Source organism: Methylobacterium sp. GC_Met_2, assembly GCF_026540795.1.
In the GTDB taxonomy this organism is placed as follows: domain Bacteria; phylum Pseudomonadota; class Alphaproteobacteria; order Rhizobiales; family Beijerinckiaceae; genus Methylobacterium.
On record NZ_JALNUM010000013.1, the window covers coordinates 50,643 to 74,618 of the forward strand.

Here is a 23,976-nt window from a genome sequence, read left to right on the forward strand (position 1 = left end):
GGCTTGCGCATGGCGCAATTCCTGCGTCACGTTAACGAACTTTAAGATGCGTTCATCCCGCGCCAAGGCGAGGAGCCGTCCGATGAAGGGTTCACGACTCACGACGATGATCTTCATCGGGATGCTCCTCGGGATCGCGGTGGGCTATGCCTGCAGCATCACCTGGCCAGATCCGCAGACGGCGAAGGAGATCGCCGGCTACATCGCGCTGATTTCCGACGTGTTCCTGCGGCTGATCAAGATGATCATCGCGCCGCTGGTGTTCTCGACGCTCGTGGTGGGGATCGCGCATCTCGGGGACACCGCCTCCGTGGGCCGGGTCGGCGGCAAGGCGCTGCTCTGGTTCGTCGGCGCCTCGTTCTGCTCGCTGATGCTGGGCCTGGTCCTGGTCAACCTCATGCAGCCGGGCGTGAACCTGAACCTGCCGCTGCCCGATGCCGGCGCCGGCACGGGCCTCAAAGCAGCCTCGCTCTCGCTCAAGGAATTCGTCACGCACCTCGTGCCGAAGAGCGCCGTCGAGGCGATGGCCAACAACGAGATCCTGCAGATCGTCGTCTTCTCGATCTTCTTCGGCGTGGGCCTCGCGGCGCTCGGCGAGAAGGGGCAACTCCTTGCGAAGGGCATCGAGGGCGTAGCCGACGTCATGCTGAAGGTGACGGGCTACGTGATGATGTTCGCCCCCGTGGCGGTATTCGCCGCCATCGCGGCGACGATCACCACGCAGGGTATCGGCGTGCTGGTGACCTACGGTAAGTTCCTGGTCGAGTTCTACATCGGCCTCGGCGTACTCTGGGCCCTGCTGATGGGCGTCGGCTTCCTGCTGCTCGGCGGCGGCGGCATCGTGCGCCTCTTCAACCTGATCAAGGAGCCCTTCGTGCTCGCCTTCTCGACCGCGTCGAGCGAGGCGGCTTACCCAAAGATGCTGACGAACCTCGAGACCTTCGGCGTCCCGAACCGCATCACCTCGTTCGTGCTGCCGATGGGCTACTCGTTCAACCTCGACGGCTCGATGATGTACTGCACCTTCGCGGTGATGTTCATCGCGCAGGCCTACAACATCCCGCTGACCTGGGGTCAGCAGCTGACGATGCTGCTGCTGTTGATGGTGACCTCCAAGGGCATGGCCGGCGTGCCGCGCGCCTCGCTGGTGGTGATCTCGGCGACGCTGTCGCACTTCAACATCCCGGAGGCGGGACTGCTGCTGATCATCGGCATCGACCAGTTCCTCGACATGGGACGCTCGGCCACCAACGTGCTCGGCAACAGCGTCGCCACGGTGGCGGTGGCCAAATGGGAGGGGCAGCTCACCGCCACGGATCAGCGGCTCGACCATATGGGGACCGTGCCGTCGCCGGCGGAGTAACGGGACAGGTCTCGTCGTGGAGCCTGATCCATAGGCTACGATGGTCCCTGATCGTCGGACGCGGCACGCTCTCCTCCCCACAAGGGGGAGGGAGAAGTCCTTCATACTGAGACGGGTCAGATTTCGCAGAGGGGACGGAGCGTGAGGTTGCCCCCAGCCCTCTTCGTCGACGATGTGTGAGCTTGCTGGCACCCCCAGGTGCGCCTCGAACGAGCGGATGATGACGATGCGTCTCGCGGCAGCGATTATCCTGGCGCTGGTGGGTGCATCCCCGGCTTCCGCCGTGGAGGTGCTCACCGGCACGCTCAAGAGCGTCGCCGAACGCGGCGAGATCGTGCTTGGCTATCGGGAAAGCTCGGTGCCGTTCTCCTTCGTGGCCGGCAGGAATCCGGACGGCAGCCCGAGGGCGATCGGCTACGCCCTCGATCTCTGCGGCGAGATCGCGGACGACGTCCAGACGGCGATCGGCCGGCCCGTGAAGATCCGCTATGCCCCGGTCAGCGCCGAGACCCGCATCGAGGCGGTGACCTCCGGCAAGATCGACCTCGAATGCGGCTCGACCACCGCCAATGCCGAGCGGCGCAAGCAGGTCGCCTTCTCGCCGGTGGACTACATCAGCGCCACGCAGCTCCTCGTGAAGCGGGGTTCCGGCATCGCCTCCTATCGCGACCTCGCCGGCAAGACCGTGGTGGTCACCGCGGGCACCACCAATGAGAAGGCCCTGCGCGACCAGCTCGCCCGGCTGAAGATCGCCGCGCAGGTGGTGACGGCTCCCGATCACGCCGCCTCCTACGCGATGGTGAAGGCCGGCAAGGCCGACGCCTTCGCGACCGACGATGTGCTGCTCTACGGGCTGATCGCCACCGACGCCCAGGACGGGGCGAACTACACGGTCCTGCCCGACAAGCTCTCCTACGAGCCCTACGGAATCATGTTCCGCAAGGACGATCCGGAACTCGCCGGGATCGTGCAGCAGACCTTCACGCGGCTCGCCGAGTCCCGGGCCCTGCGCTGGACCTACGAGCGCTGGTTCCTCAAGCGCCTGCCCAACGGCGAGCGCCTCGACATCCCGATGTCGAACGACCTGCGGGTGAGCTTCCAGCTCATGGGCCTGGACGCGGGCGAGTAGGCGCTGCGCCTCGCTTTCGCCCAACCGGGGCGACAGGAAGGAGCACCGGTTCCTCCTGTCGCGAGCGCCTCCCGTCCATGCCGATCGCCGCGCACTGCCAAAGCCTTCGCGCCGCCGCCCTGGCCGCCATCCTCGCCGCCATCCTCGCCTGCGCGGCCACCGAAGCGTCCGCGCACCCGCACGTCTGGGTGACCGCCAAGGCGCAGCTCGTCTACGAGAACGGCAAGCTCGTCGGCGTGCGCGACACGTGGAGCTTCGACCCCGAATACACCGCCTTTGTCACGCAGGGCCTCGACACCAACAAGGACGGCAAGCTCAGCCCCGACGAACTCGCCGGGCTCGCGGCCGAGAACACCGCCAACCTTGCCGAGTTCGGCTACTTCACGAAGCTGAAGGTCGGCGGCAAGGAGCAGGCCTTCGCCGATCCGAAGGAGCCGGCGGCCCGCATGGAGGACAAGGCGCTGGTCATGACCTTCCTGCTGCCGCTCAAGACCCCGGTCCAGCAGGGGCGGGGGGTTGCCGCCCTGGAGGTCTACGACCCGACCTACTTCGTCGCCTTCTCGTTCGCCGAAGGGTCCGAAGCCGCGACGCTGGCCGGCGCGCCGCAGGGCTGCGCCGCCACCGTCACCCGCCCAAAGACCGAGCAGCCGAAGACCGCCGAGGCCGGATCCCCGGGCATGACCGAGGCCTTCTTCGAGGCGTTGACCGCCGCCTCGACCTACGGCGTGCAGTACTCAAGCCGGGTGCTCGTCGCGTGTCCCTAAGCATCGGGATCGCCGCCCCCGCCGGGGCTGGACGGCTGGGCGTAAGGCTCGGCCTCATGGCGCTGGCCATCGGGCTCGCCGCGCTCCTGGCGGCTGGGACCGCATGGCTCGTGGCGCCCGGCCTCACCGGCGCGCCGCCGCGCTCGCCCTTCAGCATCGGCTTTCGCGAAGCGGCCCCAGCGGCGACCGGTCTCGGGGGGATAATCCTGGCGCTGCAGGCCAGCTTTTCGCGCAGCCTCAACGCGGCGGTCATGGCGCTGCGGGGCGGCGGCAGCTGGAGCCCGCTGGTCGGCCTCGCCTTCGCGTACGGCGTGTTCCACGCCGCCGGCCCGGGGCACGGCAAGGCGGTGATCGCCGGGTACATCCTGGCGGGCGAGCGGGCGTTCCGGCGCGGCTGCGCGCTGAGCCTCTGCGCGGCTTTGCTTCAGGCACTCGTGGCCGGGGCGATCGTGGGGATCGGCAGCCTGATCCTGAACGCCACGGCGGCCGGCATCACCCAGGCCGGCGCCGTGATCGAGACCGCGAGCTTCGCCCTCGTCGCCCTGATCGGGCTGGTGCTGACATGGCGCAAGGCCGGGCGCCTGGTCCATCTCGACGCCCGATGCGGGCCCGGCTGCAGCCACCTGCCCGGACCGGAAGCCCTTGAGACGATGGATACGTGGCGCGAGCGGGCCGGTGTCGTCCTGGCTGCTGGCTCGCGCCCTTGCGCGGGGGCGGTGCTGGTTCTGGTCTTCGCGGTGTCGCAGGGCGTCCCCGGGGCGGGCGTGCTGGCCGTGCTCGCCATGGCGCTGGGGACGGCGTTGACCACCACAGCGCTGGCCGGCTTCGCGGTCTTCGCCAAGCGGGCGGCCCTGCGCCTTGCGGGCGGGCGAGGGCGGGTCGGCCTTCTGGCGCTCGGCGGCCTCGAACTGGTGGCCGCCGCCTTCGTGCTGGTGCTCGGCACGGCGATGCTCTCGGGCCTCGCGCCGGCCTTGGGCGGCTGAGGGGCCTCGCCAACCATCCCTTTGCGTGCCACGCTGCGTGCCCGAGACGGAGAGCGCGCCGATGCATCCCGACTTCGAGACGATCCTGAACTGGCGCCTGCTTGCCGGATCGCACCCCTTCCCCGGCCCTGACGGCGGAACCTGCATCAACGAGGCGGCGATGGTGGCCGCGGGTCTGCCCTACCGGGCGATCCGCTCCAGCACGAATTGCCCGCCCTGCTTCTCGCGGCCGATCGCCGCCTACGCCCTCGGGCTGAACGACGCCATGCCGGACGGCGTGCGGACGCAGCTGCTGGCCTTCGTACTGCGCCTGTCCGGCAGCGCCGACGCACCGGAGATCGAGGCCGCGCGGACCCGGCGGGTGGCGCTCGAAAGCGTCCGGCGCATCCTGGCGCCGCTCTGCAGCCTCGCCGGGATGGCGGAGGACGCCGAGGCCTGCGCCGGGGCGCCGGACTGGCCGACGGCGTTCGCGGCGGCGCGCTCGGCCGCGTGGCGGGGCGGCGCACGCGCGCAGGCGGCGTCCCGGGCGCGGCGCTGGCGCGAGGGCGCCCTGACCGCGGCCGTCTCCCGCACGGCCACGGCCGCGCAACGGGCCGGGGAGGATGCGCGCTGCGCCGCCGAGGTCGCCGAAGGCGCGGCGCCCTTCGTCATCGGCACTTGGACCGAGGCCTGCGCGATCCTCGATAGGGCCCTGGCGATCGGCCGGCAGGCGCCCGAAATCGCCCTCGCGGGCGCCCGGGAGCGGCTGGATGCGGCGCGCGCGCGCCCCGGCTTGATCAGGCCGCGGCCGGCGCGGCGTCCAGGTCCAGCTCGATCGAGGCGCAGTTCTCCAGGAACGTGCCGGTGAGGTGATAGAAGAACGTGCCGTGCCCGACGACCGCGATGGTGCGCTCGGGTCGCGCCCGCAGCCACTCCCGGAACGCCGCGACCCGGGCGTCGAACAGAGGGCGCGGCTCGACCGGATAGCCGCCGACCTCGCAGCCCGGCTCGGCGTGCCACCACACCTCGGGGAGATGCCCGACATCGAGATGCGGGAACTCGGCCGCGATCTCCGAGGCCGCCCGGCCGACATCGCAGCTGCTCTCCTGGCATTCCCGGTGCAGAACCTCGACCAGCACGCGCGGCCGGCCCGGATGGTCGCCGAACAGGATCGCGGCGGTCTCGATCGCCCGGGTGAGCGGCGAGACCACCACGAGCTCGAACGGAATCGCCCGCAGCCGGTCCCGGGCGGCCCGGGCCTGGGCCTGACCCATCTCGGTCAGCCGGGCGTCCAAGAGGCCGGGATCGCCGCCCCCGTGCTTGTGGGCGGCGTTGAAGGTCGACTGCCCGTGGCGGATGCAGACGATACGGGTCTCGTGTCGAGTGTTGTTCGGCATGGATCTCGGCTGTGCATTCCGCGACGGGTTCGGTCTGTCTGATGCGGTCAGGCGAAGCGCCCGCCGCGCTGGATGACCTCGATCTTGTACCCGTCCGGATCCGTGGCGAAGAAGAACCGCGCCAGCACGTCCTCCGCGTGCTTGAGCGTCTTCAGGTCGGTCGCCGTAAAACCCTCGCGCTTGTGCCGCGCGTGCTCGGCCTCGACATCGTCGACCACGAAGGCGATGTGGCCGTAGCCGTCACCGAGGTCGTAGGGCTTGTCCCGCCCCTTGTTGACGGTGAGTTCCAGTTCGAACGGCGAGGCGGGGTCGCGCAGATAGATCAGGGTGAAGTCCGGGAAGTCGAAGCGGTCGGACACTTCGAGCCCGAAGGCACGGGCGTAATAGTCGCGCGCGCGCTCTTCTTCGAGGACGCGAATCATGGCGTGGACCGGCTTGGACATGCGTTGAGAGTTCCGTGCGCACGCGCGTTCTGCGTGCCGCCCCCTATGTGGCGCCCCGGCGTCCGCAAAAAAGACCGGCGCGCCATGGCGGAGACGTTCGGTCGCCGGCGGTGCCCGCCTTCGGCGCGGGATGTTGGCTGCACCAGTGAAGATGCTTTCCAATTGCATCCATTCGAAAATCAGTCTCAAATATATCAGACGAACACAAAAATTTCTCGGATTGTAATACTACATAAAGTGCAGGATATGTTTGCATTTATATTCAGCCGCAGCAGCAAATGACTGCTTATCACAATTAAGATCTCATACAAAATATTTCAGACTACGCCTTGACAAGAACTTTTTATTAAGATCTTTTTACTATCTGACGACGACGACGCGGCAGCCCCGCACCCGTCTGTCAACGAGGTCGATCGGAAGGTTGAAAGCTGTGTTACGCCTATCCAATATTAAGATCCTGCCCAAGATGGCAGCCGTCATCCTGCTGATCAGTCTGCTCGTCGGAAGCTGCGTCTGGTATGCCCAAGCGCAGATGACCAAGATCGACGACGGATACTCCCGCTTCATCAGCAACGAGGCGTCGGCCGTCGCGGAGGTGCGCCAGCTCAACCGCCTGATCGTTGAACTTAACTATTGGGTGTATCGCGTCATCGCGGAGACCGAGCCCGCCCAGATGCAGAACGCCAACCGGGGCTTCGAGGCCGCCCTGCCGAAGATGAAGGCGCTGCTCCCAACGCTGCGGTCGCATGCTGAGACCTTCGCGCCCCGAATCGACGCGCTGACGGTCGGCATCGAGCGTTACGTCACGGACGTGAGCGAGGTTCGCCGGCTCGGCACCAGCAACCAGAACGAGCAGGCCGTCGCGTTGATCCATACGGCGATCGATCCGAACTTCTCCAGCATGCTGGCGGAGGGCAACGCGCTCGCCGAGGCGATCGCCGCCTATATGCAGAAGGGCTCGGACGACCTGACCGACCAGACCAACGCCACCCGTCAGACCCTGATGGCCGTCAGCGGCCTCGGGATGCTGGCGGGCTTGCTGGCGGCGGTTTTCATCGCGGTGCTCGGCATCACCCGCCCGCTCGATAGCCTGGTCGAAGTCCTGCAGCGCATGGCGCAGGGCGAGATCGACGCCGAGATCAAGGAGGCCGCCCGCCGGGACGAGATTGGCGCGGTCGGCAAGGCGGTCGAGGGCATCAAGGCCCTGGTCGCCCGCAAGGCCGCCGAGGAGGCCGAGATCAAGCGCCTGGCCGACGAGGTGGCGGCCGCGGAGCGGCGGCGCACCATGCTGGAACTGGCCGATGGGTTCGAGCGCGCAGTCGGCGGCATCGTCGGAATGGTCTCGTCCTCGGCCACGGAGCTGCAAACCACGGCCCAGTCCATGACGGCCAGCGCCACCGAGACGGCAAGCCAGTCGACCACCGTCGCGGCGGCGGCCGAGGAGGCCTCCGCCAACGTCCAGACCGTGGCGTCCGCCGCCGAGGAACTGGGCTCCTCGGTTCAGGAGATCGGACGGCAGGTGCTCGGCTCGGCCAACCTCGCCCAGACCGCGGTGGGCGAGGCGGATCAGACCCAGCACCTCGTCCAGGACCTGAGCCAGGCGGCGAGCCGCATCGGCGAGGTGGTCGGGCTGATCTCCAACATCGCCGGCCAGACCAACCTTCTGGCGCTCAACGCCACGATCGAGGCGGCTCGCGCCGGCGAGGCCGGCCGTGGCTTCGCCGTGGTGGCGGCCGAGGTGAAGGAGCTGGCCAGCCAGACCGCCAAGGCCACCGAGGAGATCAGCCAGCAAATCAATCAGATCCAGGGGGTGACCGGGCAGGCGGTCTCGGCCATCGACACGATCGCGGCGCGCATCCGCGAGATCAACGGGGTCGCCACGACCATCGCGGCCGCCGTGGAAGAGCAGGGTGCGGCGACCCAGGAGATCGTCCGCAACGTCGCCCAGGCCGCCACCGGGACCGATCAGGTGACCAGCAACATTGTGGGCGTGGCCCAGGCCTCTGAGGCGACCGGTGCGGCCGCCTCCCAGGTTCTCGGCGCGGCCGGCGAGCTGTCCCGCCAGTCCGAGCACCTCGGCGCCGAGGTGTCCCGCTTCCTGAGCACGATCCGGGCGGCCTGAGGATCAGGCTCCGATTCGCAGCACCTCGGTCCGGTCGCCGGCCCGCGCGAAGGCGTCCGGGTCGGCGCCGGTCATCCAGACCTGACCCGGGAGCGCCTCCAGTGCCTCGAACAACCCGGCGCGGCGGCGCGGATCCAGATGCGCCGCCACCTCGTCGAGGAGGATCACGGGGGCGATGCCGCTCATGGCGCGCACCAAGCGCGCATGGGCCAGGACGAGGCCGATCAGCAGGGCCTTCTGCTCGCCGGTCGATGCGGTTCCCGCCGGCACGTCCTTCGGACCGTGGCGGACCACGAGGTCGCTCGTCTGCGGCCCCATCAGCGTACGGCCCGCCGCGCGGTCCCGGTTGCGGCCGTTGCGCAGGGCCAGGCGGAAGCGGTCCTCCGCCTCGATCGCCGGCCAGACCGCCACGAGGTCGTCGAGGTCGCCCTCCAGGCGGATCGAGGCCCAGGGGAAGGGCTGCGCGTCGTCCCGGGTCTCGGCGATCAGCCGGTCCAGCCGCTCCGCGGTCTCCCGGCGGGCCAGCGCCACTGCGACGCCGAGTTCGGCCACCTCCCGCTCCACCGCGTCGAGCCAGCGGTCGTCGTCGGGCCGGTCCTCCAGCAGGCGATTGCGCGAACGCAGGGCGCGCTCCATCGCGGAGACCCGCGCGCCGTGACCGGCATCGACCGCCAGCACGAGCCGGTCGAGGAACCGGCGCCGATCGCCGGCCGCGCCACGGAACAGGCCGTCGAGATCCGGCGTCAGCCAGACCACCCGGAGGAACTCGCTGAACGCGATGGGCGAGGAAGCGGCGGCGCCGTCGATCCGGCAGAGCCGGCTCGTGCGCCCGTCCGGGCCCGGCGGCTCCAGGCCGGTGCCGAGCCGGTGCTCGGCCCCGTCCCGGTCCAGGGTGAGGGACACGGCAAAGCCGCCCGGGCCCCCGGCACGCGCCATGGTGGCGAACTCGGCCCGGCGCAGGCCCCGGCCCGGCACGAACAGCGAGAGCGCTTCGAGCAGGTTGGTCTTGCCCGCCCCGTTCTCCCCGACCAGCGCGACGAAGCGGGCGGCAGGGTTCAGCTCGAGATCGGCGTGGTTGCGGAAATCGCGGGCGATCAGGCGCGTGACGCGCGCGCTGCCGGCCGTGTCGGAGTCACTCATTGGATGGCAAGGTGGAGCGATCACGGGCTGGATGCACGACGCGATCGATCGAAATCCGGTCGTCGAAGACGCGATAGAGGATGAGGAAAGACCGGAATACGAGGATCCGGACGTCTGGCGCAACCTCCGGCGCGAGTCTTCCCATCATGGGTTGCCTGCCGAGGGCCTGATACCGGGTGCGCAGGTCCGAGACGAAGCTGCGGGCGTGCGAGGGATTGTCGGCGGCGATGAAATCACCAATCCCCTCGCAGATCCGCCCGGGCTCGCCGCGCCACCACGACAGGCGTCAAGGATTGGCCTTTTCCATGGCGCCGTAGCGCGCTTCCAAGGCGTCCAACGTGGCATCGAGGGGTTGATAGTCGCCACTCTCGACGCCCTCGTGCCAAGACTCTTGGAGCGTCGCAAGATGGTCCTCATGCCGGAGCAGCAACGCGACACCGGCGGCGATCGCCTCTTCGGGCGAGCCATGACGCCCCGCCGCGATCAGGCGATCGAGCGAAGCCGCCTGCACCGAATCAAGGACGACGGTTCTCGGCATGGCAGCCGCTTTACACCCGCATCGGCATCAGCACGTAGAGCGCCGGGGCGCCCTCGCGGTCCTGGATCAGGGTCGGCGAGCCAGGGTCGGCGAGCTTGAACAGGGCGGTGTCGCCTTCGAGCTGCGCCGTGATGTCGAGCAGGTAGCGGGCGTTGAAGCCGATATCGAGGTTGGCGGCCTCGTAATCGACGTCGAGCTCCTCGGTGGCGCTGCCGGAATCCGGGTTATTCACTGACAGAGCGAGGCGGCCCTCGGCGAGGCCGAGCTTTACGGCCCGGCCGCGCTCCGAGGAGATCGTCGAGACCCGGTCCACCGCCTTGGCGAAGGTGTCGCGTTGAACGGTGAGCCGCTTGTCGTTGTTGGCCGGGATCACCCGCTGGTAATCCGGGAAGGTGCCGTCGATCAGCTTCGAGATCAGCGTCAGGCCACCCGCGAAGCGCAGGCGGATCTTGGCCGGCGACAGGTCGACCGCGACGGATTCGCCGCCGTCGTCCAGTAGCTTCTGGATCTCGGCCACCGCCTTGCGGGGCACGATCACGCCCGGCATGCCGACGCTGCCCTGGGGGGCGGGGATCTCGACCCGCGCGAGCCGGTGCCCGTCGGTCGCCACCGCCCGCATCACCGGGCCGTTCTCGGTCTCCAGCGTGTGCAGGTAGATGCCGTTCAGGTAGTAGCGCGTCTCCTCGGTGGAGATCGCGAACTGCGTCTTGTCGATCAGGCGCTTGAGGTCGGCGCTGGCGATCTCGAAGCCGTGGGGCATCTCGCCGGCGGCCAGATCCGGGAAGTCGCCCTCCGGCAGGGCGCCCAGCGCGAAGCGCGAGCGGCCGGAGCGGATCGTCATCTGGCCGGATTCGCCGCCGGTCTCCAGTGAGACCTGCGCGCCGTCGGGCAGCTTGCGCACGATGTCGTAGATCACGTGCGCCGGCACCGTGGTGGCGCCCGGATCGGCGACATCGGCCGGCACGCTCTCGGTGACCTCGATGTCGAGGTCGGTCGCCCGCAGCTGGAGACCGGACCCTTCCGAGCGCAGCAGCACGTTGGACAGGATCGGGATCGTGTTGCGGCGCTCGACGACCCGGTGCACGTGGCCGAGCGACCTGAGCAGGGCCGCGCGCTCGACAGTGACTCTCATCGCAAAACTCGACTGGTAGGGACGGCGCGGCGGCCGGCGTCCCGCGCGGATTAGGGCCGATCAGCTTGGCGAAGGGGGCCGGCGAACGCAAGGCCGGCGCCGGTGCATCGCACAGGCGACCTGCACCGGACGCGCTTTCGGGGTTCCCGCGGGCGCCGCCCCGTGCGAAAGCGCCGCAATCCTGTTTGCCGTCACGACAAATCGCCACGCCGCCATGCTTCAGACCGTCGAAAGCGCCGACGCGACCGCCACCCCGCCCAGCGCCGGGCGCATCCTGGCCGCGAGCTTCGTCGGCACGGCGATCGAGTTCTTCGATTTCTACATCTATGCCACCGCCGCCGCGCTCGTGATCGGCCCGGTCTTCTTTCCGGCCGGGGCCCCCGGCGTGCAGCAGCTCAGCGCCTTCGCGACCTTCGCGATCGCGTTCGTCGCCCGGCCGGTGGGCGCGGCCCTGTTCGGGCATTTCGGCGACCGGGTCGGCCGCAAGGCGACCCTGGTGGCCTCGCTCCTGATCATGGGGCTGTCCACGGTCCTGATCGGCTGCCTGCCGAGCTACGCCACCGCCGGCTGGTGGGCACCGGCGGCGCTCTGCATCCTGCGCTGCGGCCAGGGCATCGGGTTCGGCGGCGAATGGGGCGGCGCGGCCCTGTTGGCGGTCGAGAACGCGCCGCCCGGCCGGCGGGCCTGGTACGGGATTTTTCCGCAGCTCGGCGCCCCGGTCGGGTTCATCCTGGCCAATCTCGGCTTCCTGGCACTGAGCTTTGGCCTGACGCCCGAGAGCTTCCAGAGCTGGGGCTGGCGCCTGCCGTTCCTGGCCTCGGCGGCGCTCGTGGGCGTCGGGCTCTATGTCCGCCTGAAGCTCACCGAGACGCCGGCCTTCAAGGCTGCCCTGAGCCAGGCCCGGCCGGAGCGTGTGCCGTTCGCCACCATGCTGACGCAGCACGGGCGCGCGGTTCTCATGGGCACCTTCGCCATGGTGGCGGTCTACGCGGTGTTCTACCTCTCGACCGTATTCGCACTGGGCTATGGCACCGGCACGCTCGGCTACGCGCGGCCGACCTTCCTGCTGTTCGAGTGCATCGCGGTCTGCTTCATGGCGCTCGGCATCGTGGTCTCGGGCGCCGCCGCGGACCGGTTCGGCCGCCGGCCGGTGCTGCTGTCCGGGATGGCCGCGGTGTTCGCGCTCGGATTCCTGATGGGCCCGATGCTCGGCCATGCCGCCGGCACCGGCACGTGGCCGCCGGTCCTCGGCTTCCTGTGCCTCGCGCTTCTATCCATGGGCTGGGTGTTCGGCCCGATGGGCGCCGTGCTGCCCGAGCTGTTCCCGACCCGGGTCCGCTACACCGGCGCCTCGGTCACCTACAACCTGGCGGGAATCCTGGGCGCCTCCGGAGCGCCCTACATCGCCCAGGAACTCGTCAATATCGGCGGGATCGGCTTCGTCGGGATCTACCTGGGGGTCGCGGCGATCCTCAGCTTCCTCGCCGTGCTGGCGATGCCGGAGACGGCAGGCCGCTAGTGCATCGATCCAGACGGAGGCGTGAGCCGAGTCTGGAAAATTGATGCAAAACCAAAGAACTGGTGCTCACTCGCATGAACGAAGTGAATGCGTCAGAGCACTAGTTCCGTGCCGATCCGGCAGGCTCGAAGCGGCCGAGGAACCGCGTCCGCTCCCAGAGCTCGATCGTGTTGCGCTCAGCCATGGCACGCACCTGTCGCCGCGCGTGGCCATCGTCCTCGGCCGCAACGATCTCGGCCGAGGCGACGCGGCCGGCACGATCGAGCTTGAACGCGCGGTAGGCGCGGCTGCGGCGGGCGGTCTCGGCGTTGAGAGAGAGCATCGGGTCATCCTCCAGACCCGAGCGTTCCCGAAGAGGGTTAACGCCGCGTTACCGCCGTGTGGTCGCGGCCGAAGGGTCGGACCGGACGGCTCAGCTCCGCTTGTCGAGCGGACGTCCCAACAGCCGGGCGAATTCAGCCTCGATCTCCTCCACGGAGAAGGGATTTCCCGACGTCTTCGCGTCGGGGCGTGGCGCGGGTAAGGACGGCTCGGGCGGAGGCGGAGGCCGGAACGTGGGCGGCGCCTTCGGCTCGGGCCGGGCTACGGCCGGCGCAGGAGAAGGGGGTGCAGGTGAAGGCGGCGCAGGAGGAGGGGGTGCGGGAGCCTGAACCACCGAGACCGACGGAGCTGCAGCCACAATGCTCGGCGGGGCGGGCTCGTCGACAGGCATGTCGACGGCCGGGGGCAGCACCGGTTCGGGCGGCGTCGCGGAGACCGGCGGAGTGGTCGCCATCGCGGCGGCCATCGGATCGACACCGTCGTCCGGGGCCGAGGCCGCGTTGAGCAGCGGGGCCGGGGTCACCGCCGACGAGGGACGCGACAAAGCCGCCTGAAGCTGCCGCGCCATGTCCGAGAGGATCGCCGGATCGACGCTCCGGCGCTCGGACGGAACTGCGAGGCTTGGCGCCGGCCGGGCCGTCTGATCCACGGCGGGCGCCGGATCGGAGGCGCGCTCCGAGGCCGGGCCGGGCCGCGGATCGACCAGCGGCGGCGCAGTCCGGCTCAGGACCCGGCGCGGAGCGACCGGCTCGCGAACCGGCGCACGCAGGGGTTCGGGGAGTTTCTGAGGAGGCGCAGGCACCAGCGGCGACAGCGGTTCGGAGACGTCCTGCCCGGGCTCATCGCCGCCGAGCAGCGCTGGATCGAGCGGCAGACTCACGGTCGGCCCCGCCCCGGACCGCGGGATGGGCGAGGGCACGACCACGGGCATTTCGAAGCCCGGATCGAACAGCGGCTCGGCGGGCAGCCCGGACAACTCGGGCAGAGCGCGTGACGGCTCGGACAGGCGGCCGCCCTGGACCAGAGGATCCGACAGCGGTTCGTCGAGGGCGTCCGGCGCTGCGTCCGCCCTCAGGGACGCCTCCGTCAGGGGGCGCTGGCTGCGCTGGATGTTGCGCTCGACTACGACGTCGTTGGGCCCGCCCACGAGGAGCAGATGCTCGACATTGTCCCGACGCAGCAGGATCAGCTGGCGGGCGCGATCGAGCTCGTACACGTCGACGATGCCGAGCCGCGGCTGCCGCCCGCGGCCGCCGTTCCGCCCGGGCAGCGCCAGGGTCCGCCCCGTGAGCCGCCGCACCGTGAAGACGATCGCCGCCAGCGCCGTGAAGATGACGGCGAAGATCACGACATATTGAACGATGGGGGAGCCGTCAGAACCGAACACGGATTGCAGCCATCGCAAGGTTACGCACTCGCACGTTCCGGCCGCCGCTGGTCCGCGCCCGGCAAGGACGAGTCCATACCACGCCGGAGGGGCTGCAAGGCAAACGGCGTTAAGGGGTCGTTAACAGACCTTTTAAACCAACGCCATCAACACAATACGACGTGAATTGAAGCGCTCTGCCGCCGTATCGGCTCTGGAAGAACGGACTTCCCCGGGCCCGTCGCCGCGTCCCGACGCGTCGAATCCGGAATCCGGCGCGTCGACCGCAGCGGCATCGACCCTGGGTTTAACGCAGCGTTAACCATGCGCGCGGCAGTTTTTGCCGAGCCCGCTCGTTCCGGCGCGGCGATGCCCGACCGGAGGCGACCTTGGCCCTCACCGACCTGCCCGTGCTCGGCATGCTGCGCACCCGGATGCAATGGGCCCAGGCACGCCAGGGACTGATCTCGGAAAACGTGGCCAACGCCGACATGCCGGGGTTCAAGCCCCGCGACCTCGTCGAGCCGCGCTTCGATCGGACGACCGGCGCTCTGGCCTCCGGCTCGACCAGCTTGGCCCTGACGAGCCCGGCCCATCTGGCGCCCGCGGGGCAGGGCGGCGGCGCTGAGGCCAAGCGCGCCAAAGGGTTCGAGATCCGCCCGAGCGGCAACGGGGTCAATCTCGAGGACGAGATGATGAAGGCCGGCGACAACCAATCGGATTATCAGCTCGCCGCCTCGCTCTACCAGCACAGCCTGACCACCCTGAAGATCGCCATCGGCAAGAGCTGACGTCGGCCGCCCGGACGCGGCGAGAGGAGGGCGTTGAGCCATGGAATTCAGCAAGTCGATGGCGGTGGCGGCGGCCGGCCTCAAGGCTCAGTCGGGCCGGATGCGGATTATCGCCGAGAACATCGCCAACGCCGATTCCGCGCCGCCCTCGGTGGGGGCGGAACCCTATCGGCGCAAGATCCCGAGCTTCACCAGCCATCTCGACGACGAGACCGGCGCCCGGCTCGTGGAGGCGGGCCGCGTCCGGCGCGACCCGTCCGCCTTCCGGACCAAGTTCGAGCCCGGCAACCCGGCGGCCAACGCACGGGGCGAGGTGCAGATGCCCAACGTCAATGCGCTGGTCGAGAACATGGACCTGCGCGAGGCCCAGCGCTCCTACGAGGCGAACCTCAACATGATCACCGCCACGCGCAAGATGCTGTCCCAGACGCTCGGCATCCTGAAGTGATCGGGCAGGAGCGATAGCGATGGCTTCGAGCAACTTCGCGGCGGGCGCCTACGCCGCCGTCCAGGGCATCGCCTCAGGCCGGCCCGTTCCCAAGGTACAGTCGACCGCCGAGACCGGAACCGACTTCATGCAGTTCCTCGGCAAGACGCTGGAGAACGTCGGCGATGCCGGGCGTCGGGCCGATGCCCAGGCGGTCTCTGCCGCGTCCGGCAAGGCCAACGTCGTGGATGTGGTCACTGCGGTCGCCGAGAGCGAGACCGCCCTCCAGACCATGGTCGCCGTGCGCGACCGCATGATCTCCGCCTACGAGGAGATCATGCGGATGCAGATCTGACGTGGGATCCCAAAGGGCTACGCCCTTTGGCGGCGTATCGGGGCGGAGCCCTGCACCCGCAAAAGGTCGACGACCTTTTGAAACCGTCACCTGTCCTCCTTCGGATCCGTCCTCATCATGACCGGACTTGCCATCCTCGATGTCGCCCGCGACGGCATCTTCGTGTTCCTGAAGATCGCCGGACCGCTGATGCTCGTCTCCCTCGCGGTGGGCCTCGCGGTCTCGCTGGTCCAGGCCCTGACCCAGATCCAGGAGCAGACCCTGATCTACGTGCCCAAGGTCGTGGCGGTGTTCGCCGTGCTGCTCCTGATGCTGCCCTTCATCGGCGACGCCATGGCGGGCTACATGACCCGCATCGCCGCCCGCATCGCGACGGGCGGATGAGATCTGTCCAGGCCACGACAGCGGCGCAATCCGCGTGTCAGGGGGGCGGCGATGAACCTCCTCCTGCCCGGGATTGCCTCGGCCTTCCTGATCACCTTCGCCCGCGTCGGCACGCTGATCATGCTGATGCCCGGGATCGGCGAACAGTCGGTCTCGCCGCGCCTGCGGCTGGCCTTCGCGGTGCTCACCACCCTGGTGCTGTTCCCGACCGTGCGCCCGCTGCTCGGCGGCACGGAGGGTCTCGCCGGGCCGCGGCTGATCGGGCTCCTGTTCGGGGAGACGATTGTGGGGCTGGTCCTCGGCCTCTCGGTGCGGATGGTGCTGGCGGCCCTCCAGACGGCCGGGACGATCATCGCGGCGCAGATCGGCCTGTCCTACGCGATGACCGTGGATCCGAGCCAGGGCGGCCAGCAGGTGGCGATCGGCAACTTCCTGTCGCTGCTGGGCATCACGCTGATCTTCACCACCGATCTGCACCACCTCGCCATCGAGGGCTTGGCGCGGAGCTACGACGTGCTGCCCCCGGACGGGATCCCGGCCTTCTCGGACGCGCTCACGCTGGCGACCCGGGCGCTCGCCCGCGGCTTCACCCTGGCGATGCAGATCTCCGGGCCGTTCATCGCGTTCGGGATCCTGTTCAATCTGGGCCTCGGCGTGCTGTCGCGCCTGATGCCGCAATTGCAGGTGTTCGCCTTGGCGGTCCCGGCCTCGGTACTGGCGGGCGTCGTGATCCTGATGGGCTGCCTCGGCGTGATGATGGGCGTCTTCCTGGACGATATGGGCCGATACCTCGCCGAATCGATCGGGCGCTGAGGTAGCCGCGGGATGGCCGAGGGCGCGGACGACGAAGACAAGACCGAGGAGCCGTCCCAACGGCGCCTGGATCAGGCGATCGAGCGCGGCGACGTCGCGACCAGCACCGAGATCAACACCTTCGCGATCCTGGGGGCCTTCACCCTCGCGCTGATGCTGGCGGCACCCAGCATCGCGCAGAACTTGCTGTACGGACTTCGCGCCTACCTCGCCAACGCCCACACCCTGCCGGACGACGCCACCGCGATGCGGGCCGCGGCCGTGCGGGCGCTGTGGCTTTGGCTGCAGGCGGTGGCCATCCCGGTGGGCCTCGCCGTGGTCGCGGGGCTCGCCGCCGGGCTGCTCCAGCACCCGCTGGTGTTCACCGCCGAGACGCTGATGCCGAAATTCGAGCGGCTCTCGCCCATGGCCGGGATGAAGCGCCTGCTCGGCATCGAGGCGTGGTTCCAGTTCGGCAAGGGGCTGGCCAAGATCTGCACCGTCGGCGTGGTGGGCGGCGTGGTTTTGTGGAACGACCGCGACCGGCTGGAGGTGTTCGTCCAGCTCGACCCCGGTGCGGCCTTGCCGGCAATCCTCTCCTTGAGCTTGCGGCTGCTCGCCGGGATGCTGTGCGTGCATCTCGCGATCACCCTGGGCGACGCCCTCTACGCGCGGTTCCGCTGGCGCAAGCGCCACCGCATGTCGAAGGAGGAGATGAAGCAGGAGATGAAGGAGTCGGACGGCAACCCGGAGGTGAAGGGCCGCATGCGACAGCTGCGCATGGCCCGGGTGCGGAAGCGGATGATGGCCGCCGTGCCGACCGCCACCGTGGTGGTGACCAACCCGACCCACTACGCGGTCGCCCTGCGCTACGAGACCGGCATGGCGGCGCCGATCTGCGTCGCCAAGGGCGTCGACTCGCTGGCGCTGCGCATCCGCGCGATGGCGGCCGAGCATGGCGTCGCGGTGATCGAGAACCCGCCGCTGGCCCGGGCGCTCCACGCCACCGTGGAGATCGATGGCGAGATCCCCGCCGAGCATTTCCGCGCGGTGGCCGAGGTGATCGGCTTCGTGTTGCGGTTGCGGAGGCGCGCGGCCTAAGGCCAAGCCCGTCGACGGCCAGCGAGCGGACGTGCCGCCAAGGCGAGGGCGATCCCGATCAGGGAGGCCACGCCGAACACGGCCAGCATCGCCGTCCCGACCTGGGCCGGGCCGACCACGCGGTCGTTGATCACCCCGACGAGGGCCGGCCCCGCCCCGAAGGCGACGAGGGTCACCCCGGCCACGAAGGCGGCGCTCACACGGCCGCGGAGCGCCCGCGGCGTGAGGAGCTGGAGGCCCGCCAGGGCGGATGGGGAAGTGAAGCCCAGCACAGCCACGAGCCCTGCGAATGCTGTCAGCGACATCGCGCGGTCGGTCGTGAGGACCATCGCGGCCGTGCAGGCCGGTGCAGCCGCCAAGCCCAGGGCGAGCCCGTAGGAGGCGGCCCGCCGGGGCGCGAAGGCCCGCGCATGGTCGAGCCAACGCCCGCCCGCAAGGTGACCGACCGGCGCCGCGATGAGCACCACGAGGCCGAGCCGCAAGCCAGCCTCGGCCGGCGTCAGGCCGTGGACGCGCACATAGAAGGTCGGCGCCCAGGCGGTCAGGGTCTGCCCGATCAGCACGGCCGCTGCGGCGGCGCCGAAATGCGGTCCGTAGGCAGCGCGATGGCGGACAACCCAGGCGAGGGCCGGCCGCCCCTCGCCCTGCGGCGCCGCGGGCGGCTCGACCACCCGCCGGAGACCGATCAGGAGCGCGATGTTCGGCAGGCAGGCGAGCAGGAAGAGCGCCTGCCAGGGATGGAGCGGTCCGTAGCCGGGGAGATTCAAGTCGTGCGCCGCCGTCAGCCCGGCCAGCACCGCTCCGCCCGCCAGCAGGGCGAGACTGCGGCCGAGACTGGCCCCCGCGGTCAGGAGCGCCACCGAACGCCCCAGTCTGCGCCGCGGCAGGCGATGAGCCATCAGCGACAACGCCGCGGGCGCGACCGCGGCCTGCCCGAGCCCCAGGAAGGCCCGGGCGGCAAGCAGAACCGCGAAACTCGTTGTGAGCCCGCAGGCGAGGGTGGCGGCGCTCCAGGCCAGAACGCTGGCCATCAGCAGGATCCTCCGGTGCCCGGCATCCGCGACGCCCCCGGCCCACGGCATGGCGGCCGCGTTGAGGAGGGCGAAGGCCGATCCCTGCAGGATACCGAGCTGCGCGTCCGAGAGGGCGAGGTCCAGCTTCAGCGGCTGCGCCACCAGGGTGATCAGGAAGCGGTCGCTGAACGCCAGCAGCTGCGTCGCCGCGAGCAGGATCACCATCTGCCGCTCCGACAGGCCGAGCGGCGCGGAACGACGTTCCAGATCGGCCATCAATACAGTTCGCTCGTCCAGCGGACCATCACGGCGTCGGTCGGCCCATCTCCGGACCGGTCCTCTCGCGCGTCCCGCATGGCGGCGCGGTACCGGCCGGGGGGCATTCCGAAGGCGGCCCGAAACGCGCGGCTGAACCCGCTCTCGTCCGCGAAGCCGTGCGCGTGGGCGAGGGCCGAGACGGGCCGGCCGTCGTCGGAACGGCGCAGGGCGGCGCGCAGGCGTTCGAGCCGTCGCCTCTGGATGAAGCGGGCAATGCCACCCTCGTCAGCAAAGACCGCGTACAGGCTGCTCCGGGAGGCTCCGATCCCAGCCGCGATGGCCGAACTGTTCAGATTCGGGTCCGCCAAGTGCGCATCGATATAGGCTTCGGCCCGGATCCGACGCAGCGGCTGCGACGCCTCGGTCGAGAGGAGGCGGGCCAGCGGCGCGGCCGTCGCGACGCTCAAGCCGAGGCCAAGGAGTTCGGCCGCCGTGGCGGCTGCACGCTCCACCGCGACCGGGGGCAGATCGTCCGCCCGGCGGACCAGGGACGCGGTGAAGTCGGCCAGCAGTCCGGCAGCGGCCCCGGGCAGGACGATCCCGTGCACCGGTTCCAGATCGCTGACCGAGGCCTCGACCACCTCGCGGGCGAGCTGGACGGTGATCAGCCGGGCCCGTTCAACCCGCGTCCAGTGCGGTCGGCGCGTATCCACCACCATGATCTCGCCCGGCCGCAGGCGATGGCCGGCGCCGAGGGGGCCGCCGGTGAGATCGCCGGACAACAGGAGGTGCAGCGTGATGTGGTCGAAGCCGTCATGGCGCACGCGCCCGGGGCCCCGCATGTGCAGCAGGCCGCCGAGTTCCCGCTCGAACAGGATCATCCGCCGGAAACGCCGGATTCGAACCTCGGCGCGGAACGGCCCTTCGGCGGGCTCGACATCGGCGCCGATGCCGTAAAGGCGCCGGTAGCTCTCGAAGCCGGCGCCGTCCGTCCCCCGAGCCGCGAAGGAGAGTGTTTCCACGCGCGGAGTCAGGCGGCGACCGGTCCGGCAGCGCCACGTGATCGAGCCGGTTTGACGCGGCGGGCATACCCGCCGGGATTCAAACGGTTGGACGACCGTAGCCGCTTGGACATGGGTCTCGTCGGCATGAATGTCTCGAATATCAATTCGGACTGTAACGAAATGCGAGGTCCGAGCAGCCAGTCGATCACGCTTTCGTGATTAGGTCGCCAGCTTGTGCGTGCAGCGAAACGCGGCGTGCCTCGTCTGTCCGGCCGATCTACCCGACGCGCGAGGGCGAATACGGATGAGGCTCCTGGTCGAACGCAACGAACTCCGGCTCGGAGAAGTGCGCGTCGAGCCGTCCTCCTCCGAACTGGCCGGCGCGGCGACCGCGCCCTTGGATCTGTATCGTTTGACGATATCCGGCGTCGTGGCGCCACGCTCATCGGCGGCCGGACGAAGCCGCCGATCCCCGGATGGCATGCCGCCCGCGCGTGAAACCGCGCGAAAGCCACGCTTCGTCCACCTTTTTTCGCGAGGCTGAGCCGAGGCTTGGCGCGATGCGCGTGATGCCGCGCAGCCCTTGCCCTGATATGGCCGGCCGGCCTAACCGGGGGGAACGTTCTGGAAATGAAGCCGATGGCCGACGTGACTGGACCTCCGGCACCCGCCGCAGGCGCGCCGAATGCAGGATTGCCGGTCGCCGCCGCTCAGGGTGCGGGTTCGCAGCCGGCTGCGCCGCAGGCGACGGGCTCGATCGACCGCTCGGAGCAGCCGGGCCGGGTCGGGCTGCTGCTCGTGCTGGCGGGCCTGCTGGTCGGAGCCGCCATCGGCCTGTCCTTCGTGGCCAACGAGCAGGCCCAGTCGCTGATCGTGTGGCTGCTCGCCCTGCTCGCCATGGCGGGCGTGTTCTTCCTGTTCGCGCTGGCGATCGGTGCGCTTCAGCTCAGCGGCAGCGCCGCCCGGGACGATATCACCAAGGGCATCGTCGACGCCTCGCCGGACGGCGCGCTGGTGGTCGAGGATGGCGGCCGGCTGATCTACGCCAACGAGGCCTATCTGCGAATCGCCGGCGGCGACACCTTCTCGAACCTCGTGCCGGTGGAGCGCATTCTGGTCGGGCCGCCGGAGGTCTCCGAGGCGGTCTACCGTCTGTCGCAAGCCTCGCGCGACGCCCGGGCTCACACCGAAGAGGTGCGGATGTCGCCGCCGCTCGGCCCGATCGCCGGCGAGCGCAGCTTCGGATGGTACCGGGTCTCGGTCCGGCCCTTGGCCCGCGCGCGCCGCGCCGCCGCCCTCTGGACGGTCGCCGACATCACCGCCGAACGCGAGCGGCAGGAGAACGTTTTTCAGGAACTCCAGCACGCGATCGATTATCTCGACCACGCCCCGGCGGGCTTCCTGTCGATCGATCCGGCCGGCGCCATCGTGTACATGAACGCCACGCTGGCCGCTTGGCTCGGCTACGACCTCGCGAGCGTCGGCCCCGGCGGCCCGCACCTCACCGAGATCGCCCCCGAGGCCGACGTCCTCGTGCGCGCCGCCGGCATGCCCGGCGAGGTGCGCACCGACCGCTTCGACCTCGACCTGCGCCGCCGGAACGGCCACACCCTGCCGGTACGGCTCTACCACCGGATCGCCTTCGGCAAGGACGGCAAGCCCGGTTCCTCACGGACCTTCGTGATCAACCGCTCCGCCGGGGCCGAGACCGACGAGCCGCAGCGCGCTGCCGAGGTGCGCCTCGCCCGGTTCCTCAACAACTCGCCGATCGCCATCGCGACCCTCGACAGCACGGGGCGGATCGCCCGGGCCAACGCCTCCTTCACCCGGCTGTTCGGCACGGTGCCGCGGCAGGCCGAGGACGGCGCCATCGACGGCGACGGCACGCACCGGGCCGAGCCCAACGTCGGCGACTCTGTGACGGACCGCACCAGCCTCGAAGCCGGGCTCGCCCGGGCATCGCGCGGGATGACCGATCCCGAGCCGATCGAGGTTCAGCTGACCGGGCCCGGTGGCCGCTCCGCGCGGGTCTGGCTCAGCCCCGCCGACGGCGGCGATCCCGGACAGCAGACCGACGAGGCCGAGCGCGTCATCCTGTACGCCCTCGACACGACGGCGCAGCGCCAGCTGGAGCAGCAGGTCGCCCAAGCCCAGAAGATGAACGCCGTGGGTCAGCTCGCAGGCGGCATCGCGCACGACTTCAACAACGTGCTGCAGGCGATCATCGGCTACTCGGACCTGCTGCTCGCGAGCCACCGGCCGACCGATCCGGCCTTCCAAGACATCATGCAGATCAAGCAGAACGCCAACCGAGCGGCGGGCCTCGTCCGCCAGCTCCTGGCGTTCTCTCGCCGCCAGACCCTGCGGCCGGAGGTGATGAGTGTCGGCGAGGCTCTGTCCGAACTCACGCTCCTGCTGAAGCGGCTGCTCGGCGAGCGTGTCGCCCTGGAGCTGAAGCACGGCCGCGAGGTCTGGCCGGTGAAGGCCGACGTCAACCAGTTCGAGCAGGTGATCGTGAACCTCGCGGTCAACGCCCGCGACGCAATGCCGGAGGGCGGCAAGCTGGTGATCCGCACCGAGAACGTCACTGATCCCGGTCCAGCAGCGGCGGCCGAAGGGCGGGGCGGGGCGCCTGCGGGCGACCACGTGCTGATCGAGGTCCGCGACACCGGCCAGGGCATCCCGCCCGAGTTGATGGAGAAGATCTTCGAACCGTTCTTCACCACCAAGGAAATCGGCAAGGGCACGGGCCTCGGGCTCTCGACGGTGTTCGGCATCGTCAAGCAGTCCGGCGGCACGATCGACGTGCAGTCGACGGTCGGGGAGGGCACTGCCTTCCGGATCTACCTGCCGCGCCACATCCCCGTGGCGGAACCCGAAGAGGTGCCGCACCCGGCCCCCGCACCGGCCCTGCCGCGGACGGACGCCGCACGGTTGCCTGGCTCGAAAGCCGAGGGAACGATCGAACCCGTGGGGCCGGCGACCGCGGCCGAGCGGACGCCACCGCGCCAGCCCGCCGCCGACCATACCGGCCAGGGTACGATTCTGCTGGTGGAGGACGAGGATCCGGTGCGCGCGGTCAACAGCCGGGCCCTCTCGGCCCGCGGCTATACGGTCCTGGAGGCGGCCTCTGGCCTCGAAGCGCTGGCGATCGTGCGCGAGAACGCCCAGCCGATCGACCTCGTGGTCTCCGACGTCGTCATGCCCGAAATGGATGGCCCGACCCTGCTGCGGGAAGTGCGCAAGCACCAGCCGGACCTGAAGGTGATCTTCGTCTCGGGCTACGCCGAGGACGCCTTCCGCAAGAACCTGCCGGAGGGCGAGACCTTCAACTTCCTGCCAAAACCCTTCAGCCTGAAGCAGCTCGTCGAAACCGTAAAAAAGACGATGGCGAGCTGAGGGGCGGGGGGCCTCCCACCCCTCAGGCATTGGCCCCAACAGCCTCACCCCGGCACGCCGGAGGTGAGGGACGGTCAGGCCATCGCGCCACCGCCGCCTCCCGCAGCGTGAAACGGACCAGCCACGCTTCCGCAACGCGTGCAACGCGGATTGACGGGAACAACGCCCTGTCGGAACACCCATGAACCCTTGCCGCACGAGAACAAAACAGGTACACGAGACGGACGTTGACGCGCGTTGTGAACGGCGCTCAACC

The 23,976-nt window shown here is 69.7% G+C and carries 23 protein-coding genes; 14 read left to right on the forward strand and 9 right to left on the reverse strand.

Going from position 1 to position 23,976, the window contains the following annotated elements; all coding sequences use genetic code 11:
- Positions 1 to 82: 82 nt before the first annotated feature.
- From OXS49_RS07415 to OXS49_RS07435, 5 genes are all read left to right on the forward strand, one after another.
- A complete protein-coding gene (locus OXS49_RS07415; protein ID WP_267423083.1) occupies positions 83 to 1,363 on the forward strand; it encodes a dicarboxylate/amino acid:cation symporter in 1,281 nt (426 codons plus the stop codon).
- A 220-nt stretch (positions 1,364 to 1,583) separates the two neighbouring features.
- Positions 1,584 to 2,492, forward strand: coding sequence for an amino acid ABC transporter substrate-binding protein (locus tag OXS49_RS07420; protein WP_267423085.1), 909 nt, complete (start codon positions 1,584 to 1,586; stop codon positions 2,490 to 2,492).
- Positions 2,493 to 2,569: 77 nt separating this feature from the next.
- On the forward strand, positions 2,570 to 3,256 hold the full coding sequence (locus OXS49_RS07425; RefSeq protein ID WP_267423087.1) for a DUF1007 family protein: 687 nt from the start codon (positions 2,570 to 2,572) through the stop codon (positions 3,254 to 3,256).
- A complete protein-coding gene (locus OXS49_RS07430; protein ID WP_267423089.1) occupies positions 3,247 to 4,239 on the forward strand; it encodes a nickel/cobalt transporter in 993 nt (330 codons plus the stop codon). The genes OXS49_RS07425 and OXS49_RS07430 overlap by 10 nt, the downstream gene beginning before the upstream one ends.
- A 61-nt stretch (positions 4,240 to 4,300) precedes the next feature.
- Positions 4,301 to 5,086: a hypothetical protein gene (locus OXS49_RS07435; RefSeq protein ID WP_267423091.1), complete on the forward strand. Its 786-nt coding sequence runs from the start codon at positions 4,301 to 4,303 to the stop codon at positions 5,084 to 5,086.
- Here OXS49_RS07435 and OXS49_RS07440 read toward each other — a convergent pair.
- Both OXS49_RS07440 and OXS49_RS07445 read right to left on the reverse strand, forming a co-directional pair.
- Positions 5,016 to 5,615, reverse strand: a complete 600-nt coding sequence (locus OXS49_RS07440) for a histidine phosphatase family protein (protein ID WP_243997753.1) — start codon at positions 5,613 to 5,615, stop codon at positions 5,016 to 5,018. The genes OXS49_RS07435 and OXS49_RS07440 overlap by 71 nt on opposite strands.
- Positions 5,616 to 5,662: 47 nt before the next feature.
- On the reverse strand, positions 5,663 to 6,058 hold the full coding sequence (locus tag OXS49_RS07445) for a VOC family protein (protein WP_243997751.1): 396 nt from the start codon (positions 6,056 to 6,058) through the stop codon (positions 5,663 to 5,665).
- A gap of 430 nt (positions 6,059 to 6,488) precedes the next feature.
- On the opposite strand from OXS49_RS07445, the gene OXS49_RS07450 reads away from it, so the two are divergent.
- Entirely contained in the window at positions 6,489 to 8,180 is a 1,692-nt protein-coding gene (locus tag OXS49_RS07450) for a methyl-accepting chemotaxis protein (RefSeq protein ID WP_243997749.1), read from the forward strand.
- A 3-nt stretch (positions 8,181 to 8,183) separates the two neighbouring features.
- Here the strand turns inward: OXS49_RS07450 and recF are convergent, their stop codons facing one another.
- The 3 genes from recF to dnaN form a co-directional block, all read right to left on the reverse strand.
- Complete coding sequence (gene recF, locus OXS49_RS07455) at positions 8,184 to 9,320, reverse strand: DNA replication/repair protein RecF (protein WP_243997746.1); 1,137 nt, start codon at positions 9,318 to 9,320, stop codon at positions 8,184 to 8,186.
- 286 nt (positions 9,321 to 9,606) lie between these two features.
- Positions 9,607 to 9,858, reverse strand: a complete 252-nt coding sequence (locus tag OXS49_RS07460; protein ID WP_267423101.1) for a type II toxin-antitoxin system ParD family antitoxin — start codon at positions 9,856 to 9,858, stop codon at positions 9,607 to 9,609.
- 10 nt (positions 9,859 to 9,868) lie between these two features.
- A complete protein-coding gene (gene dnaN, locus OXS49_RS07465) occupies positions 9,869 to 10,990 on the reverse strand; it encodes a DNA polymerase III subunit beta (RefSeq protein ID WP_243997742.1) in 1,122 nt (373 codons plus the stop codon).
- A gap of 214 nt (positions 10,991 to 11,204) precedes the next feature.
- Here dnaN and OXS49_RS07470 point away from each other — a divergent pair, with 214 nt between their 5' ends.
- Complete coding sequence (locus tag OXS49_RS07470; protein ID WP_267423103.1) at positions 11,205 to 12,509, forward strand: MFS transporter; 1,305 nt, start codon at positions 11,205 to 11,207, stop codon at positions 12,507 to 12,509.
- Between the two features lie 100 nt (positions 12,510 to 12,609).
- Here OXS49_RS07470 and OXS49_RS07475 read toward each other — a convergent pair whose 3' ends face one another.
- Positions 12,610 to 12,831: a hypothetical protein gene (locus OXS49_RS07475; RefSeq protein ID WP_243997738.1), complete on the reverse strand. Its 222-nt coding sequence runs from the start codon at positions 12,829 to 12,831 to the stop codon at positions 12,610 to 12,612.
- Between the two features lie 90 nt (positions 12,832 to 12,921).
- Positions 12,922 to 14,217, reverse strand: a complete 1,296-nt coding sequence (locus OXS49_RS07480; RefSeq protein ID WP_267423105.1) for a hypothetical protein — start codon at positions 14,215 to 14,217, stop codon at positions 12,922 to 12,924.
- A gap of 368 nt (positions 14,218 to 14,585) precedes the next feature.
- On the opposite strand from OXS49_RS07480, the gene flgB reads away from it, so the two are divergent.
- From flgB to flhB, 6 genes are all read left to right on the forward strand, one after another.
- A complete protein-coding gene (flgB, locus tag OXS49_RS07485) occupies positions 14,586 to 14,987 on the forward strand; it encodes a flagellar basal body rod protein FlgB (protein ID WP_243997734.1) in 402 nt (133 codons plus the stop codon).
- Positions 14,988 to 15,027: 40 nt separating this feature from the next.
- Positions 15,028 to 15,435, forward strand: a complete 408-nt coding sequence (flgC, locus tag OXS49_RS07490) for a flagellar basal body rod protein FlgC (protein WP_243920366.1) — start codon at positions 15,028 to 15,030, stop codon at positions 15,433 to 15,435.
- Positions 15,436 to 15,454: 19 nt separating this feature from the next.
- A complete protein-coding gene (gene fliE / locus OXS49_RS07495) occupies positions 15,455 to 15,769 on the forward strand; it encodes a flagellar hook-basal body complex protein FliE (protein ID WP_243920365.1) in 315 nt (104 codons plus the stop codon).
- Positions 15,770 to 15,886: 117 nt separating this feature from the next.
- Positions 15,887 to 16,153, forward strand: coding sequence for a flagellar biosynthesis protein FliQ (gene fliQ / locus OXS49_RS07500; protein WP_243997732.1), 267 nt, complete (start codon positions 15,887 to 15,889; stop codon positions 16,151 to 16,153).
- A 51-nt stretch (positions 16,154 to 16,204) separates the two neighbouring features.
- Positions 16,205 to 16,966 (forward strand): flagellar biosynthetic protein FliR, encoded by a 762-nt coding sequence (gene fliR, locus OXS49_RS07505; protein ID WP_267423109.1) that lies wholly within the window; start codon positions 16,205 to 16,207, stop codon positions 16,964 to 16,966.
- Between the two features lie 12 nt (positions 16,967 to 16,978).
- On the forward strand, positions 16,979 to 18,046 hold the full coding sequence (flhB, locus tag OXS49_RS07510; protein ID WP_243997728.1) for a flagellar biosynthesis protein FlhB: 1,068 nt from the start codon (positions 16,979 to 16,981) through the stop codon (positions 18,044 to 18,046).
- On the opposite strand, the gene OXS49_RS07515 is transcribed toward flhB, so the two are convergent.
- Both OXS49_RS07515 and OXS49_RS07520 read right to left on the reverse strand, forming a co-directional pair.
- Entirely contained in the window at positions 18,043 to 19,335 is a 1,293-nt protein-coding gene (locus OXS49_RS07515; protein ID WP_267423113.1) for an MFS transporter, read from the reverse strand. The two genes, flhB and OXS49_RS07515, sit on opposite strands and share 4 nt — an antisense overlap.
- Positions 19,335 to 20,339, reverse strand: a complete 1,005-nt coding sequence (locus tag OXS49_RS07520) for a helix-turn-helix domain-containing protein (RefSeq protein WP_243997723.1) — start codon at positions 20,337 to 20,339, stop codon at positions 19,335 to 19,337. Before OXS49_RS07520 ends, OXS49_RS07515 begins: the two co-directional genes overlap by 1 nt.
- A gap of 621 nt (positions 20,340 to 20,960) precedes the next feature.
- Here OXS49_RS07520 and OXS49_RS07525 point away from each other — a divergent pair.
- Complete coding sequence (locus OXS49_RS07525; RefSeq protein ID WP_243997721.1) at positions 20,961 to 23,720, forward strand: PAS domain-containing sensor histidine kinase; 2,760 nt, start codon at positions 20,961 to 20,963, stop codon at positions 23,718 to 23,720.
- The last annotated feature ends 256 nt before the right edge of the window (positions 23,721 to 23,976 follow it).